General features: G+C 66.0%; 11 protein-coding genes. 8 read left to right on the forward strand and 3 right to left on the reverse strand.

Going from position 1 to position 14,940, the window contains the following annotated elements:
* The 5 genes from dnaA (at position 1) to gyrB (ending at position 6,671) form a co-directional block, all read left to right on the forward strand.
* Positions 1–1,359, forward strand: coding sequence for a chromosomal replication initiator protein DnaA (gene dnaA / locus AC4PTO_RS00005; protein WP_492730700.1), 1,359 nt, complete (start codon positions 1–3; stop codon positions 1,357–1,359).
* Positions 1,360–1,459: 100 nt separating this feature from the next.
* Positions 1,460–2,578, forward strand: coding sequence for a DNA polymerase III subunit beta (gene dnaN / locus AC4PTO_RS00010; protein ID WP_492730702.1), 1,119 nt, complete (start codon positions 1,460–1,462; stop codon positions 2,576–2,578).
* A 52-nt stretch (positions 2,579–2,630) separates the two neighbouring features.
* Complete coding sequence (gene recF, locus AC4PTO_RS00015; RefSeq protein ID WP_492730704.1) at positions 2,631–3,692, forward strand: DNA replication/repair protein RecF; 1,062 nt, start codon at positions 2,631–2,633, stop codon at positions 3,690–3,692.
* The gene (locus AC4PTO_RS00020) at positions 3,689–4,126 is read left to right on the forward strand and encodes a VOC family protein (protein WP_492730706.1); all 438 of its coding nucleotides are present in this window, start codon (positions 3,689–3,691) and stop codon (positions 4,124–4,126) included. The genes recF and AC4PTO_RS00020 overlap by 4 nt, the downstream gene beginning before the upstream one ends.
* Before the next feature lie 94 nt (positions 4,127–4,220).
* The gene (gyrB, locus tag AC4PTO_RS00025; protein WP_492730708.1) at positions 4,221–6,671 is read left to right on the forward strand and encodes a DNA topoisomerase (ATP-hydrolyzing) subunit B; all 2,451 of its coding nucleotides are present in this window, start codon (positions 4,221–4,223) and stop codon (positions 6,669–6,671) included.
* Between the two features lie 24 nt (positions 6,672–6,695).
* On the opposite strand, the gene AC4PTO_RS00030 is transcribed toward gyrB, so the two are convergent.
* The gene (locus tag AC4PTO_RS00030) at positions 6,696–8,285 is read right to left on the reverse strand and encodes a fucose isomerase (RefSeq protein WP_492730710.1); all 1,590 of its coding nucleotides are present in this window, start codon (positions 8,283–8,285) and stop codon (positions 6,696–6,698) included.
* Positions 8,282–9,910: an FGGY-family carbohydrate kinase gene (locus AC4PTO_RS00035; protein ID WP_492730712.1), complete on the reverse strand. Its 1,629-nt coding sequence runs from the start codon at positions 9,908–9,910 to the stop codon at positions 8,282–8,284. Before AC4PTO_RS00035 ends, AC4PTO_RS00030 begins: the two co-directional genes overlap by 4 nt.
* Positions 9,911–10,173: 263 nt before the next feature.
* Here AC4PTO_RS00035 and AC4PTO_RS00040 point away from each other — a divergent pair, with 263 nt between their 5' ends.
* Complete coding sequence (locus tag AC4PTO_RS00040) at positions 10,174–10,545, forward strand: DUF488 domain-containing protein (RefSeq protein ID WP_492730714.1); 372 nt, start codon at positions 10,174–10,176, stop codon at positions 10,543–10,545.
* Between the two features lie 43 nt (positions 10,546–10,588).
* Complete coding sequence (locus AC4PTO_RS00045) at positions 10,589–11,791, forward strand: NnrS family protein (RefSeq protein ID WP_492730716.1); 1,203 nt, start codon at positions 10,589–10,591, stop codon at positions 11,789–11,791.
* Here AC4PTO_RS00045 and AC4PTO_RS00050 read toward each other — a convergent pair.
* Positions 11,788–12,777, reverse strand: a complete 990-nt coding sequence (locus AC4PTO_RS00050; RefSeq protein ID WP_492730718.1) for an AraC-like ligand-binding domain-containing protein — start codon at positions 12,775–12,777, stop codon at positions 11,788–11,790. The genes AC4PTO_RS00045 and AC4PTO_RS00050 overlap by 4 nt on opposite strands.
* A gap of 325 nt (positions 12,778–13,102) precedes the next feature.
* Here AC4PTO_RS00050 and capB point away from each other — a divergent pair, with 325 nt between their 5' ends.
* Positions 13,103–14,851 (forward strand): caprolactamase subunit beta, encoded by a 1,749-nt coding sequence (capB, locus tag AC4PTO_RS00055; protein ID WP_492730720.1) that lies wholly within the window; start codon positions 13,103–13,105, stop codon positions 14,849–14,851.
* Positions 14,852–14,940: the final 89 nt, after the last annotated feature.

A 14,940-nucleotide genomic window follows, 5' to 3' on the forward strand; every position in this document is an offset into this window, starting at 1 on the left:
ATGACCGAGGAAACCTGGGGGCGGGTACGCGATGAACTTCTCAAGTCGGTGGGCAAGAACAACTTCACCACCTGGATCGAGCCTCTTCGCCTGAACGGTCTGTCCGACGGCATCATCCGCTTCGACGCGCCCACCAAGTTCATGCGTGACTGGGTGTCGCGGAACTTCTCGGAACATATCCGGCGCGAGCTTGAAAAGCACGGCGTTGCGGTCGAACGGGTCGAGATTCGAGTGCCCGAGAATGCGCCCGCGCCCAAACCCGCCGCGCCGCGCGCCGCAGCGCCCAGGAAACCCGCGCGCGTGGCCGATGCCGGCGATCTGCCCGGTGCGCCGCTTGATGCGCGGTTCACCTTCGACAGCTTCGTGGTCGGCAAGCCGAACGAGCTGGCCCATGCCGCCGCGCGCCGCGTGGCCGAGGGCGGCCCCGTGACCTTCAATCCGCTTTTCCTTTATGGCGGCGTCGGGCTTGGCAAGACCCACCTGATGCACGCCATCGCGCATGAGCTTCAGACCCGCCGGGCCGATCTGCGCGTCCTTTATCTTTCCGCCGAGCAGTTCATGTATCGCTTCGTGCAGGCCCTGCGCGAGCGTCAGATCATGGATTTCAAGGAGATGTTCCGCTCGGTCGACGTGCTGATGGTCGATGACGTGCAGTTCATCGCCGGCAAGGACAGCACCCAAGAGGAATTCTTCCATACGTTCAATGCGCTGGTCGATCAGCAAAAGCAGATCGTCATTTCCGCCGACCGCGCGCCCGGAGAGATCAAGGACCTTGAGGATCGCATCAAGTCGCGTCTGCAATGCGGCCTGGTGGTCGATCTGCACCCGACGGATTACGAATTGCGCCTGGGGATCCTGCAAACCAAGGCCGAGGCCTATCAGGCGCAATATGGCGGGCTGAAGCTGGCCGATGGCGTGCTGGAATTCCTTGCCCATCGCATCACCACGAATGTGCGGGTTCTGGAAGGCGCGCTGACGCGGCTTTTCGCCTTCGCCTCGCTTGTCGGGCGCGAGATCACGCTGGATCTGGCGCAGGAATGCCTGGTCGATATCCTGCGTGCCTCGGACCGCAAGGTGACGATCGAGGAGATCCAGCGCAAGGTGGCCGAGCATTACAACGTGCGCCTGTCCGATCTGATCGGGCCGAAACGTCAGCGCACCATCGCGCGGCCACGTCAGGTGGCGATGTTCCTGGCCAAGCAGATGACGACGCGCAGCCTGCCCGAGATCGGCCGCCGCTTCGGCGGGCGCGACCACACCACCATCATGCACGGTGTGCGAAAGGTCGAAGAGTTGCAGGATGCGGATCAGCAACTGGCCGAAGATATCAACATGTTGCGGCGGCTACTTGAGTCCTGAGCCTTGACGGCCGCGGCAAAGCGGCCGAATGTCCTGAAAAATCTTGAGCCTGAGCGGAAAACTGGTAGTTTTCCGCTCCCGGCATCTTTGGGGGATGGAAATGAAGATCAGCATCGAACGCGCCGCGCTTCTGAAAGCCGTCGCTCAGGCTCAGTCGGTCGTCGAGCGGCGCAACACGATCCCGATTCTGGCGAATGTGCTGATCGAGGCCGAGGGCGACACCGTTTCCTTCCGCGCCACCGATCTGGATATCGAGGTCGTCGACAAGGCGCATGCGCAGGTCGAACGAGCCGGGGCGACGACGGTTTCGGCGGTGATGCTGCATGAAATCGTGCGCAAACTGCCCGACGGGGCGCTGATCCAGCTGTCCGACGATGCCGCCGCGGGGCGTCTGTCGGTGCAGGCCGGGCGGTCGAGCTTCAACCTTGCCACGCTGCCCAAGGAAGATTTTCCGGTCATGGCAAGCTCGGAATACACGGCGAATTTCTCGGCCAGGGCGGCCGAGCTGCGCCGCCTGTTCGATAAGTCGAAATTCGCAATCTCGACCGAAGAGACGCGCTATTACCTCAACGGCGTCTACATGCATGTGGCGCAGGGCGAGGACGGGCCGGCGCTGCGCTGCGTGGCGACCGACGGCCACCGCCTTGCCCGGATCGACGCGGCCCTGCCCGATGGCGCGCAGGGCATGCCCGGCGTGATCGTGCCGCGCAAGACGGTGGGGGAATTGCGCAAGCTTCTGGACGATGACGATGCGCAGATCGCAGTTTCGGTGTCCGAGACCAAGGTGCGGTTCGCAACACCCGCCATCACGCTGACCTCGAAGGTCATCGACGGCACCTTCCCCGACTATACCCGCGTGATCCCGGTCGGCAACACGCGCCGGCTCGAGGTGGACGCGGCCGAGTTCGCCAAGGCGGTCGACCGTGTCGCCACCGTCTCGTCCGAGCGCAGCCGCGCGGTCAAGCTGAGCCTTGACGAAGATCGCTTGGTGCTTTCGGTCAATGCCCCGGATTCGGGGGCGGCCGAGGAAGAACTGGCCGTGGCCTATGGCGACGAGCGGCTGGAGATCGGCTTCAACGCGAAATACCTGCTTGAGATCGCAAGCCAGGTGGATCGTGAGAACGCGGTCTTCCTGTTCAACTCATCGGGCGATCCGACCCTGATGCGCGAGGGCAACGACACCTCGGCGGTCTATGTCGTGATGCCGATGCGCGTGTGACCCCGTTTCGCGCGGGTCGACATTGCGCCGAAAGGGGTGAAGGGACGGGCCCGTGCTGACCGACCTGACGCTTCTGCAATTCCGCTCGCACCGGCGGGTGGGGTTGCAATTCGATCGCCGGCCCGTGGCGATCTACGGGCCGAACGGCGCGGGCAAGACCAACCTTCTGGAAGCTATTTCGCTGTTGTCGCCGGGGCGCGGACTGCGCCGCGCCGCGTCAGAGGATCTGATGCGCCGCGACGAGGCCGTGGGCTGGAAGCTGCGCGCAACCGTGGACGGGCACGAGATTGAAACCAGCGCGCTGCCGGGCCAGCCGCGCGAGGTTCTGGTGGATGGCAAGGTGGCGCGGCAGGTCGCGCTCGGGCGGCTTTTGCGTGTGCTGTGGCTGGTGCCCGCGATGGACCGGCTGTGGATCGAGGGCGCCGAGGGGCGGCGGCGCTTCCTTGACCGCATGACGCTGTCCTTCGTGCCCGATCATGCCGATGCGACCCTGGCCTATGAAAAGGCGATGCGCGATCGCAACCGCCTGCTGAAGGACATGGTGCGCGATGCGCATTGGTATGGCGCGCTCGAGGCCCGCATGGGCGAAGAGGCGCAGCGCATCATGGCCAATCGCGCCCTTGCGCTGGAACATGTCCGCGCCGCGCAGGAGGGTGCCGCGACGGCCTTTCCCGCCGCCACGCTCGGCATCGAAAACCAGGGCCCCGCAGATCTGGCCGCGGCCCTGGCCGAGGGGCGCGCGCGCGACATGGCGGCGGGGCGCACGCTGGAGGGGCCGCATCGCGCGGATCTGGGCGCGGTCTTCGCCGCCAAGGACATGCCCGCCGCGCATTGCTCGACCGGAGAGCAGAAGGCGCTGCTGATCTCGGTCATGCTGGCGAATGCGCGGGCCCTAGCGGGCGAGGGCGTGGTGCTTCTGCTTGACGAGGTGGCCGCCCATCTCGATGCCGACCGCCGCGCCGCACTTTACGACGAGATCTGCGCGCTCGATGCCCAGACATTCATGACCGGCACGGGTGTGGAACTTTTCGACTCGCTCGGGCCGCGCGGCTATTATCTTGAGGTGACCGAGTCCGGTGGAACCTCGGTTGTCCGTGTGGAGGACCGGCCATGAACCATCCCGTGCAGCGCGTGACCCTGATAACCCTTGGCGTGGCCGATCTGGCCCGTGCCCGCGCCTTCTATCACGCGCTTGGTTGGCAGCCTGCGAGCGCGGCCGAAGGCGTGGTCTTCTATCAGATGAACGGGCTGGCGCTTGGGTTGTTCGGGCTGGCCGACCTGGCCAAGGATCAGGGCCGCCCCGACGCGCCCCTTGGCACCGGCGCCGTCACGCTGGCGCAGAATTTCGATACCCGCGACGCGGTGGACCTTGCCTATCGGCGCGCGCTGGGCGCCGGGGCCACGCCGCTCAAGGCGCCGCATGACGTATTCTGGGGCGGGTATTCGGGCTATTTCGCCGATCCTGACGGCCATGTCTGGGAACTGGCGATGAACCCGTTCTGGCCGCTTGCCCCCGATGGCAGCCTGACGCTGCCAGAGAATGCCTGAGCGATGCCGCGTCACCGCTAAATCTTGTGTCTATCGCGTGACATTGCGCGCCCGAGACCCTATAAGACGGCAACAGCAGACAGGACGAGCGGGCATGAGCGACAAGAGCCAGAAGCCGAACGAATACGGCGCAGATTCCATCAAGGTTCTCAAGGGCCTGGAGGCCGTGCGCAAACGCCCGGGCATGTATATCGGTGACACCGATGACGGGTCGGGCCTGCATCACATGGTCTATGAGGTCGTCGATAACGGCATCGACGAGGCGCTTGCCGGCCATGCCGATTTCGTGCGCGTCAGGATTCATGCCGACAGTTCGGTCTCGGTGCGCGATAACGGGCGCGGGATTCCGGTCGACATGCACCCCGAAGAGGGCGTCTCGGCCGCCGAGGTCATCATGACCCAGCTGCATGCCGGCGGCAAATTCAACAATACCGACGAAGGCGGCAATGCCTACAAGGTTTCGGGCGGGTTGCACGGTGTCGGCGTCTCGGTGGTGAACGCACTGTCGGACTGGCTCGAACTGCGCGTCTGGCGCAATGACAAGGAATACTTCGCCCGGTTCGAACATGGCGAATGCACCGTTCATGTGCATGAGGTGGGCGATGCCCCCGGCGAGAAGGGCACCGAGGTGCGCTTCATGGCCTCGTCCAGAACGACAAGCCCCGAGGGCACGTTTTCCAACCTCGATTACAGCTTCAAGACGCTGGAAACCCGGCTGCGCGAGCTGGCCTTCCTGAATTCGGGCGTGCGCATCATTATCGAGGACAATCGCGGCGCCGAGCTGCTGCAAACCGAGCTGTTCTACGAAGGTGGCGTGCGCGAATTCGTGAAATATATCGACCGCTCGAAAAGCGCGGTCATGCCGGAGCCGATCTATATGACCGGCGAGGTGCGCGGCATCGGCGTCGAGGTGGCGATGTGGTGGAACGACAGCTACCACGAAACCGTGCTGCCCTTCACCAACAACATCCCGCAGCGCGATGGCGGCACCCACCTTGCGGGCCTGCGCGGCGCGCTGACCCGGACCATCAACAACTATGCGCAATCCTCGGGGATCGCCAAGAAGGAGAAGGTGGAATTCACCGGCGACGATGCGCGCGAGGGGCTGACCTGCGTGCTTTCGGTGAAAGTGCCCGATCCGAAATTCTCCAGCCAGACCAAGGACAAGCTGGTCTCGTCCGAGGTGCGCCCGGCGGTCGAGAACCTTGTGAACGAGAAGCTGTCCGAATGGTTCGAGGAACATCCCGCCGAGGCAAGGATGATCGTCGGCAAGATCATCGAGGCGGCGCTTGCGCGCGAAGCGGCCCGCAAGGCGCGCGAACTGACCCGGCGCAAGACGGCGATGGATGTGGCCTCGCTGCCCGGCAAGCTGGCGGATTGCCAGGAAAAGGACCCCGCGCTGTCCGAACTTTTCATCGTCGAGGGTGACTCGGCCGGCGGATCGGCCAAGCAGGGCCGTTCGCGCCAGAACCAGGCGGTGCTGCCCCTGCGCGGCAAGATTCTGAACGTGGAACGCGCGCGGTTCGACCGGATGCTCTCGAGCGACATGATCGGCACGCTGATCACCGCGCTTGGCACAGGCATCGGCCGGGACGAGTTCAATCTGGCGAAGGCGCGCTATCACAAGATCATCATCATGACGGATGCGGATGTCGACGGCGCGCATATCCGAACGCTGCTTCTGACCTTCTTCTTCCGCCAGATGCCCGACCTGATCGAGGCGGGCTATCTCTATATCGCGCAGCCGCCGCTTTACAAGGTCAGCCGCGGCAAGTCCGAGGTCTATCTGAAAGACCAGTCCGCGCTTGAGGATTACCTGGCCCAGCAGGGGATCGAGGGCGCGATCCTGCGCCTTGGCAGCGGAGAAGAGATCACCGGCGCCGATCTGGCCCGGCTGGTCGATGAGGCGCGCGTGGTGCGCCGGATCCTTCAGGCCTTCCCGACGCATTATCCGCAGCACATCATCGAACAGGCGGCGATTGCCGGGGCGCTGGTTCCGGGGCGCATCGACGCCGATGCCCAGGGCGTGGCCGACCGGGTCGCCGAACGCCTCGATGCCGTGGCGGTGGAATACGAACGGGGCTGGGCCGGCCGCCCGACGCAGGATCACGGGCTGCGCTTCACGCGTTCGCTGCGCGGCGTGGAAGAGGCGCGCACGCTTGACGGTCCGATCCTGCGCTCGGGCGAGGCGCGGCGTCTGGCAACCCATACCGACTCCTTGCAGGAAACCTATTCCCAGCCCGCGCGCCTTCTGCGCAAGGACCGCGAGCAGGTGATCCATGGCCCGATCGAGCTTTTGAGCGCGATCCTGCAAGAGGGCGAAAAAGGCCTGTCGCTTCAGCGCTACAAGGGCCTGGGCGAGATGAACCCCGAACAGCTTTGGGAAACCACGCTCGATCCCACCGCGCGCACGCTTTTGCAGGTGCGGATCGAGGATGTCGCCGAGGCCGAGGATCTGTTCAGCAAGCTGATGGGCGACGTGGTCGAACCGCGCCGGGAATTCATCCAGCAAAACGCGCTGAGCGTCGAGAACCTCGATTTCTGATCCCCCGCCCACGGGTGCGGGCGGTCAGGTGCCGCAAAGCCAGACCTTGATCCCAAGCTCTTGCGCAAGTGCCGCGCGGGCCGCCATCGCGCGGTCGGCGCCCTCGGCCGAACTGGCATAGACCACTTGGATATGGTTGGCTTTGTGGCGGGCCATCATCTGGTCGCGGCTGACACCGGTCAGTACGGCGTTCATCATCGGCCATTCGCGGTTCGTGCCCTCGGACCGGCGGCGCAGCTCCTCCGGTGGCAGATCGACCGCCTGCCCGCGCCCGATATCCATGTGCAGCGCGCCGCCCTCGATGAAGATGCGCGACCAGATAATCTCTCCTGCGCGGGCGACGCCGCGCAGCGTGCCGCCCCCGGCGGGAAAGAACATGGGCGGCTGGCGCAGGCTTTCCGAACCCGCCCAGCCACCGGGATGGTGCGCGGGGGGCGCGGCGCCCGAAATCTCGAACACCCAGACGAAATCGTCGCGGCTGCCCGAGGCATCCGCCCCGCCCCAGCGCAGGTCGTGCAGCGTGGTCTCGACCGGCTCGCCAAGGGCGCGGTGCAGCCGGTTGATCAGCAGCCCGTCAAGCGCCGCGCATTCGTCCACCTCGTTGAAATGCACGATGGCCCGGCCCGGACGGATGAGCGATCCGTCCGCGCGGGTGACGGGCGGGCGGTCGTCATTGTTCAGCATCCCCTCGACCAGATCCGAGGCGGGCAGAAGATCCTTCAACCCTTGCTGATACTGGATGCCGATCGCCTCGCAGCCGAAGCTGTCGGCCAGCCGCACGGCGGCGACATACATCCGGCACTGGTCGATCACCTGCGCCTCGGTCAGCTCGGTCGCCGGATCGGTCCCCAGGTGGAAGATCATCCCGCGCGCGCGCATCCAGTCAAGAACGGCGCGGCCCTCGGCCTCGGGCACCTGAAGGGTGGCGTGATACAGGGCCGATTGCGACAGCCGCTCCTTGAAGATGCCAAGTGGCATCAGAAGCTCGTCGGGGATGATCGCGTTATACATCCCCATGCAGCCCTCGTCGAAAACGCCAAGAATCGCCTTGTTGCGCCGCAGATCCTGCGCGATCCCGGCAACGGTTGCGCGGTCTTCGGGGGCAAGATCCGCGTGCTCGAAGGGCCGGACATGGCGGGTGTCATGGCGGATCTTTCCGGTTGCAAGCCATTCGTCCAGCCCGGCGGCGAAGAAGGCGTCGTCGAAGCGTTCGGACCAGAGCGTCGCATAGGGCACGCCCGCCTTGGTCAGCGAGCCGTTGAGATTGAGAAGCCCCACAAGCCCCGGCCACTGCCCCGACCAGTTCGCCACCGTCAGGATCGGGCCGCGATGCGAGGTCAGGCCCGGCAGGACATGGTGCGAATATTGCCAGACCGCCTCGGCCACGATCAGCGGCATTTCCGGGTTCAGCGCGGCAAAGATGTCCATGCCCTCGCGCTGGCTGGCGATGAAGCCATGGCCCTCGGGCTTGACGGGATGGGCGCGCATCAGTTCGTGCCCGCGTTCGGCCAGCACCTCGGCCAGCCGGGCCTCCATCGCGGACTGCGCGGGCCAGCATTGCAGATTGGCGCTTTCGCGCAGGTCGCCGCTGGCGACAAGGGCTATCCTGGTCATGTCTCATCCCCTTCCATCAGTGCGACATAGGCGGCGTAATCGGCCTGCATCCGCTTGAAGACGCTGTATTTCCTGTCGTGATAGGCGCCGATTTCGCCGCCGCGCGGGGCGATCACGCGCCCGCCCCCCGCCATGGCGGCCATGGCCTGCGTCAGGCCGGTTTGCGCGCCCGACGCCACTGCGCCCAGCATCGCGCATCCCAGAAGGACCGGTTCCTGCTGGTCGGGAACCACCACCCGGCAGCCGGTGGCATCGGCGTTTTCGCGCAGGAACAGGGCGTTGCGCGCAAGGCCGCCGCTGACCACAAGGGTATCCACGGCGGCGCCGGCGGCCCGCATCGCCTCGATGATCTGGCGCGTGCCATAGGCCAGCCCCTGCATCGCCGCCAGATAATCCAGCGCCAGATCGTCAGGATCGGTGGAAAGGCCAAGCCCCACCAGCGCGCCCTTGCGCCAGGGTTCCGCCAGCGGCGAGCGGTTGCCGTGGAAATCCGGCTGGACGTGGCGCCGTGCGGTCAGCGTTGCGGTTTCGGCCGCCATGCCCGCCAGATGGGATTCGATCAGATCGCTGATGCGCCGTCCCTCGGCCCCGGCCTGCGCGGCCAGGGGACCAGAGGCCCCGTGCCGCGCGATGATCGTATCCAGCAGTGCCCCCGCCGCCGATTGCCCGCCTTCCAGCGCCCAGAGATCCGGCAGCACCACGCCGAAATAGGGCCCCCAGACGCCCGGCACGAACAGCGCCTTGTCGCACAGCGCGATATGGCAGCTCGAGGTGCCGGCAATCACGGCAAGCCGCCGTTCCGGCAGCCCCTCGGCCATTTCGACCCCCAGCGTGCCAAGGGCGCCGGCATGGGCGTCGATCAGGCTGATCGAGACGGCGGTTCCGGGGCCCAGCCCAAGCTCTTGCGCGGCCTGCGGCGAAAGCCCCCCCGCCCGAGTGCCCGGAGGCGCCATTGCCGCACCGATCGCGGCATGGCCGTCGCGCGCCAGATCGCCAAGCCCGATCGCCGCAAGGAACGCGTCGTCCCAGCCTTCGCCGCCCTGGCCCAGATGGCCCAGATAGGTCCATTTGCACACCGTCGAGCAGAGCGAGCGCAGCTCGGTCCCCGTCGCGCGATGCACCAGCCAGTCGGGCAGATCCCAGAACCGGGTTGCCTGCGCCCATGCCTCGGGCCGCTCGCGCTTCAGCCAGCGAAGCTTGGGCAATTCCATCTCGGGCGAGATGCGCCCGCCGACATGGGCCAGCGGCGCACCGCCGATGGCGTTGATCCCGGCGGCATCGGCAAGGGCGCGATGGTCCATCCAGAGCATCACGTCCTGCCCCTCGGCGCCGTCGGGGTCGATGCTGACCGGAACGCCCCCGGCGCCCGAAACCACCAGCGAACAGGTTGCGTCGAACCCGATGCCCCGGATCGCGGATGCCGGCAGGCCAGAGCCTTGCAGGGCGCCCCGCGTGGCCTGGCAGACCGCCGCCCAGATCCCGGCAGAGCTTTGCTGGGCATAGGTATCGCGCGGATGGGTGGCTGCGATCGGGTGGCTGTCGGTGGCCACAAGCCGGCCCGCCGCATCGAATATGCCGGCCCGGGCGCTTCCCGTTCCCACATCAACCCCGAGAAAGTGACTCATCGCCCCACCCGTCAAATTCCAGCCCTTGGCGGGGGCATTGGCCACATGGCCCGGATCCGCGGCGCCGTGCAACCGGCGCGCGCCTGATCCCTTCCCCCCTTCCTGCGGCAGGTTGCCAGATAAACCGCCCCGCTGACCAGCCCCGGTTTTGCGGGCCTTGTGACGCATCGGGCTGCATTGACGCCCCGATAAATAGGTATGTATCATACCTATTGAAGAAGCCGGGCTGCGCCGGCTTCCCGACCGCAAGGGCGCGGAGCATCATGGGCCATCCGATATACCTCGCGCGGGTCTACGATCCCCCTCAGGCAGGGCAGGGCCTGCGCGTGCTGCTTGACCGGCTTTGGCCGCGCGGGATCTCAAAGGCCGTGCTGAAGGCGGATCACTGGCCGAAAGAGCTGACCCCAAGCAATGATCTGCGCCGCTGGCTGCATGCCGATCCGGCCCGGTGGGACGGCTTCGCCCCGCGCTACCGCGCCGAGCTGGCCGCGGTGCCCGATGCGGTGGCCACCTGCCTTGACTGGTGCCGCGCGGGGCCCGTGACCCTGATGACGGCGGCCAGGGTGCCCGAACACAGCCATGTCGCCGTGCTGCGCGATTACCTTCGGGAACGGCTTGCCGGGGGGACCGCATGAGCGACCCGCGCATCCCGGCCCCGCCCCGTCCGATGGTGGCAAGATGGTAAGCTCGACCGAGCGCATGCGGGCCTGGACCGGCCCGGCGATCCTGAGCTTCGGGTTTCGCCCGTTCTTCCTGCTTGCGGCGATCTGGGCAGCCCTGGCCATGGCGCTGTGGATCTTCATGCTGGCCGGGTATGCACCCTTGCCGACGGCGTTCGATCCCTTCGCATGGCATGCGCATGAATTCGTCTTCGGCTACCTTTCGGCGGTGATTGCCGGGTTTCTTCTGACGGCGGTGCCGAACTGGACCGGGCGGCTGCCGATCGTGGGCTGGCCGCTTGCGGGGCTGGTGGCGCTTTGGGTCCTTGGGCGCGTGGCGGTGGCGGTTTCGGCCGGGCTGCCCTGGCTTCCGGTGATGCTGGCCGATGGCGCCATGATCCTTGTCTTGGGGCTGGCCCTGGCGCGAGAGGTCGTGGCAGGCAGCAACTGGCGCAACCTGCCGGTTCTTGGTCTGCTTGCGGTATTCCTTGCCGCGAACGGGCTGTTTCATGCCGAGGCCGCGTCGGGTGCGGCCGCCTCGGACGGCTACGGCCTCCGGCTGGGGCTGGCGGCGGTTCTGATGCTGATCGCGCTGATCGGCGGGCGCATCATTCCCAGCTTTACCCGCAACTGGCTGGCCGCGCGCAAATCCCCTTGGCTGCCGGCCCCTTTCGGCAGGGCGGATCGTGCAATCCTCGGGCTGACGGGGGCGACCCTTCTGTGCTTCGTGCTCTCGCCCGATGCCGCGGCGCTGCCCTGTCTTGTCGCGGGGGGTGCGCATCTGTGGCGGCTGTCGCGGTGGCAGGGGCACCGGACGGGGGCAGAACCGCTCTTGTGGGTTTTGCATGTGGCCTATGCGATGCTGGCGCTTGGCTTTCTGGCTGTGGGCGCGGCGGGGCTCGGGCTTTTGCCGCAGGCCGGGGCCCGTCATGTCTGGCTTGCCGGGGCGATCGGGCTGATGACACTGGCGGTCATGTCGCGCGCAAGCCTTGGCCATGCGGGGCGCCCGCTGCGTGCCGGGCCGGGGCTGAGCGCGGCCTATCTGCTGCTGCTTGCCGGGGTCTGCCTGCGTTTCGCGGCGGGGCTTGCGCCTGGCCAGGCGTGGCTTTTGCATCTTTCGGCAGCGCTGTGGATCATGGGCTTTGCGGGGTTCGCGCTGATGTTCTGGCCGATCCTGACCCGCCCCCGGGACGGCGCCAAGCGCGTGTCGCGCGCCCGCTAGCGGCCTGCGCCGGTCGCGGCGCGTTCGCGCGCCCGCGCCCTGTAGCCCGAGGGCGTGTCGTTGAACGCGGCCTTGAACAGCCGCGAGAACTGCGCCTGATCCGAGAACCCGAAACGATAGGCAATCTCGGCGATCGCCAGAGACCCGGGAAGTTCCAGCAATTCGCGTGCGGCGATCAGGCGCTGCTCGCGGATATATTGCGATACCGTGCAGTTGGCGTCCGAGAACAGCTCGTGCAGGTAGCGCTTCGAGATGCCGCAGGCCTCTGCGATCGTTTCGGGAGACAGATCGCCATCCGACAGCCGCAGGCGGATCACTTCCTGCGCGCGGCGAAGATGGGCCGCGCGCACGGCCGACCGGGCGCCGGTGTCCCGATCCGACTGGGCATCGAGCGTGAGGCAGAGCAATTCGATCAGATGCCGGCCCAAAATCCGCGATATGCTTTCGTCCGATGCGCCGGCCGGGGCAAGCGGCGCATCCTGCATGACCCGCCGCGCCATGGTGGTGAACAGCCCCCCCATCCCTTCGCGCCCGTTGAAGACATGCGCGCAGAACCGATCCGGGTCGCGCAGCTTTTCCGAAAGCGCGGGCCGGGCAACCTTGAGAACGCACAGGTCGTTCGCATCGGCATAAGAGAATCGGTAGGGCTCGTCCCCACGCTCAAGGATGAAACCGCCCGGATCGCAGCGCACCTCGCGCCCAAGCTGGTTGAACTCGACAGGGGCCACGCGGGGGATGGTGATAAGGTATTCCTCGTCCGAACTGCCGCTGATGTGGCCCGGGCGGCGTTCATATTGCATCGGTTCGGTGCGCAGCCGTGACAGCGATACCTGCCCCAGCCTCTGCCGCTCCAGCTGCCCCGAAAAACGGGCGGGATCGCGAAAGCTCAAATGCAGGGGGAAGTACGCCTCCGAGATGACCTCGCTCCAGCGTCCGGCGCGCTTTGGCGGCGAAACATCCTGCGTGCTTTGCGTAATCAATCCCATGCAAACGCTGCTCCCATAGCATTGCTTTTCGATTCGAAGGCCAGCTTTGCGATTCGCGCAAGGAAATTTCGTGCCGATCCACCGATCATGCGCGGATCGGCAAAAAGCCGTGCGCTCAGCGTCAAATCCCGCAGGAAACTGCACGGATTGACAAAAGAGCGCGCCCTGGGATGCAAGCCCGCACCGCCGCCGCGTGGCAGCCTGATGCGATCAAATCAGATGCCGGATAACCGGCACGGTTTCAGGGAGCTGTTCTTCGCACCTGTCCCGACAAGGGGCTGGCCCTGATGACGTGCCTGAACCCGGCCGCCTCAGGGAGTTGCAGATGAGCAAACGCAAGGTCGATCCTATTACCCTGTCCGTCGTGCGCGGCGTGCTGGAAACCACGCAGCGGGAAATGACGCTGACACTGGAACAAACGGCGCGCAGTTCGGTGTTCAACCTTGCGCATGATTATTCCACGGCGCTGTTCAACCACACACCCGAGATGATCCTGCAAGGGCAGGATATCCCGATCCACCTCGGCTCGCTGATCCCGGCGATGAAATCGGTGGCCAGCTTTTTCGAGGGCGACATCCACGAGGGCGACCTGATCTTGCATAACGATCCGGCCTATGGCGGCAGCCATATCATCGACACCTGCATGTATTACCCGGTCTTCTATCAGGGCGAGCTGGTGTTCTGGACGGTCTGCAAGGGCCACCTGACCGATATCGGCGGCCCGGTGCCTGCGGGCTACAACCCGAACGCCACCGAGATCTTTGCCGAGGGGCTGCGCATTCCCCCCGTCAAGCTTTGGGACAAGGGCAAGCCGCGCCGTGACGTGATGAACCTTCTCTTGACCAACATGCGGGCCCGCCGCGATCAGGAAGGCGATTTCAACGCGTTGATCGGTGCTTGCCAGGTGGGCGCGCGCAATCTTCGCAACCTCATGGACAAATACGGCAAGGAGGTGGTTCAGGACTGCATCGCGGAGCTTCTGGACATGGCCGAGGCGCATATGCGCAAGCTGATCGCAGGCGTTCCCGACGGCACCTATACCGGCACCGCCGTGCTTGAGGATGCGGGCCACGGCTTTGGCGATTTCGACATCACGGCTACCGTCACCATCAAGGGCGATGGCTGCCATATCGAGATCGCCTCGCCGCCGCAGGTGCCCTATTTCATCAACAGCTACGAAGGCAACAGCCACTCGGGCGTCTATCTCGGCCTGATGATGTTCGCGCAGCTGCCACCGCCCTATAACGAGGGGCTCTATCGCTGCGTCACCACCGACATGGGGCCCAAGGGCACGCTGTGTAATGCGAAATCCCCCGCGCCGCACATGAACTGCACCACCACGCCCATGGAAACCCTGACTGATGCCGTGCGGCTTGCCTTCGAACAGGCCGCGCCCGACAAGGTTTCGGCCAGCTGGGGGCATGCCAACGGCTGCAACATTGCCGGCTGGGATAAACGCCATGACGAGGAATATGTGACCATGGTGCTGGCCTCGATCATCTCGGGCGCGGGCGCGACGGCCAGCCAGGACGGCTGGCACGCCTGCGGGCCGGAATGCTGCTTCGGCGCGCTCACCTCGGGCGATATCGAGATGCTCGAACACAGCTACCCGATCATCATCCACCGCTATTCGCTGATGGAGGATTCGGGCGGCGCGGGCAAGCATCGCGGCGGCTCGGGCACCTGCTGGGAGGTCGAACCGCTCGACAGCCCGATGACGCTCATCACCTTCGGCGAAGGGCGGCGCATTCCAGCGATGGGCGCAGCCGGCGCGAAGTCGACCATGATCGCACCCAAGGTCGGTCGGCTCGAGGTCACGCGCGGCGGCGAGACCCAGATCATCACCGACAACGTGATCGAAACCATCCACCCGGGCGAACGTGCGGCCAACCGCAATCCCGGCGGCGGCGGCTTCGGAAACCCGTTCGAGCGCCCGGTCGGCAGCGTTGTCGAAGACGTGCGCAATGGCCTTGTCAGCCTGGAGGGCGCCCGGCTCGATTACGGTGTGGTCATTACCGACCAAGACAGCCTGAGCGTCGATCACGCGGCCACCGCGCGCCTGCGCGCTGCCTGATCCTGACCTGAACCGACCCGGCCCCCTCACCTTTGCACAAATATCCTCGGGGGGTCCGGGGGGCAGACAGCCCCCCGCCACTTCGGCCG

The sequence above is a fragment of the Rhodobacter maritimus genome (assembly GCF_058747975.1).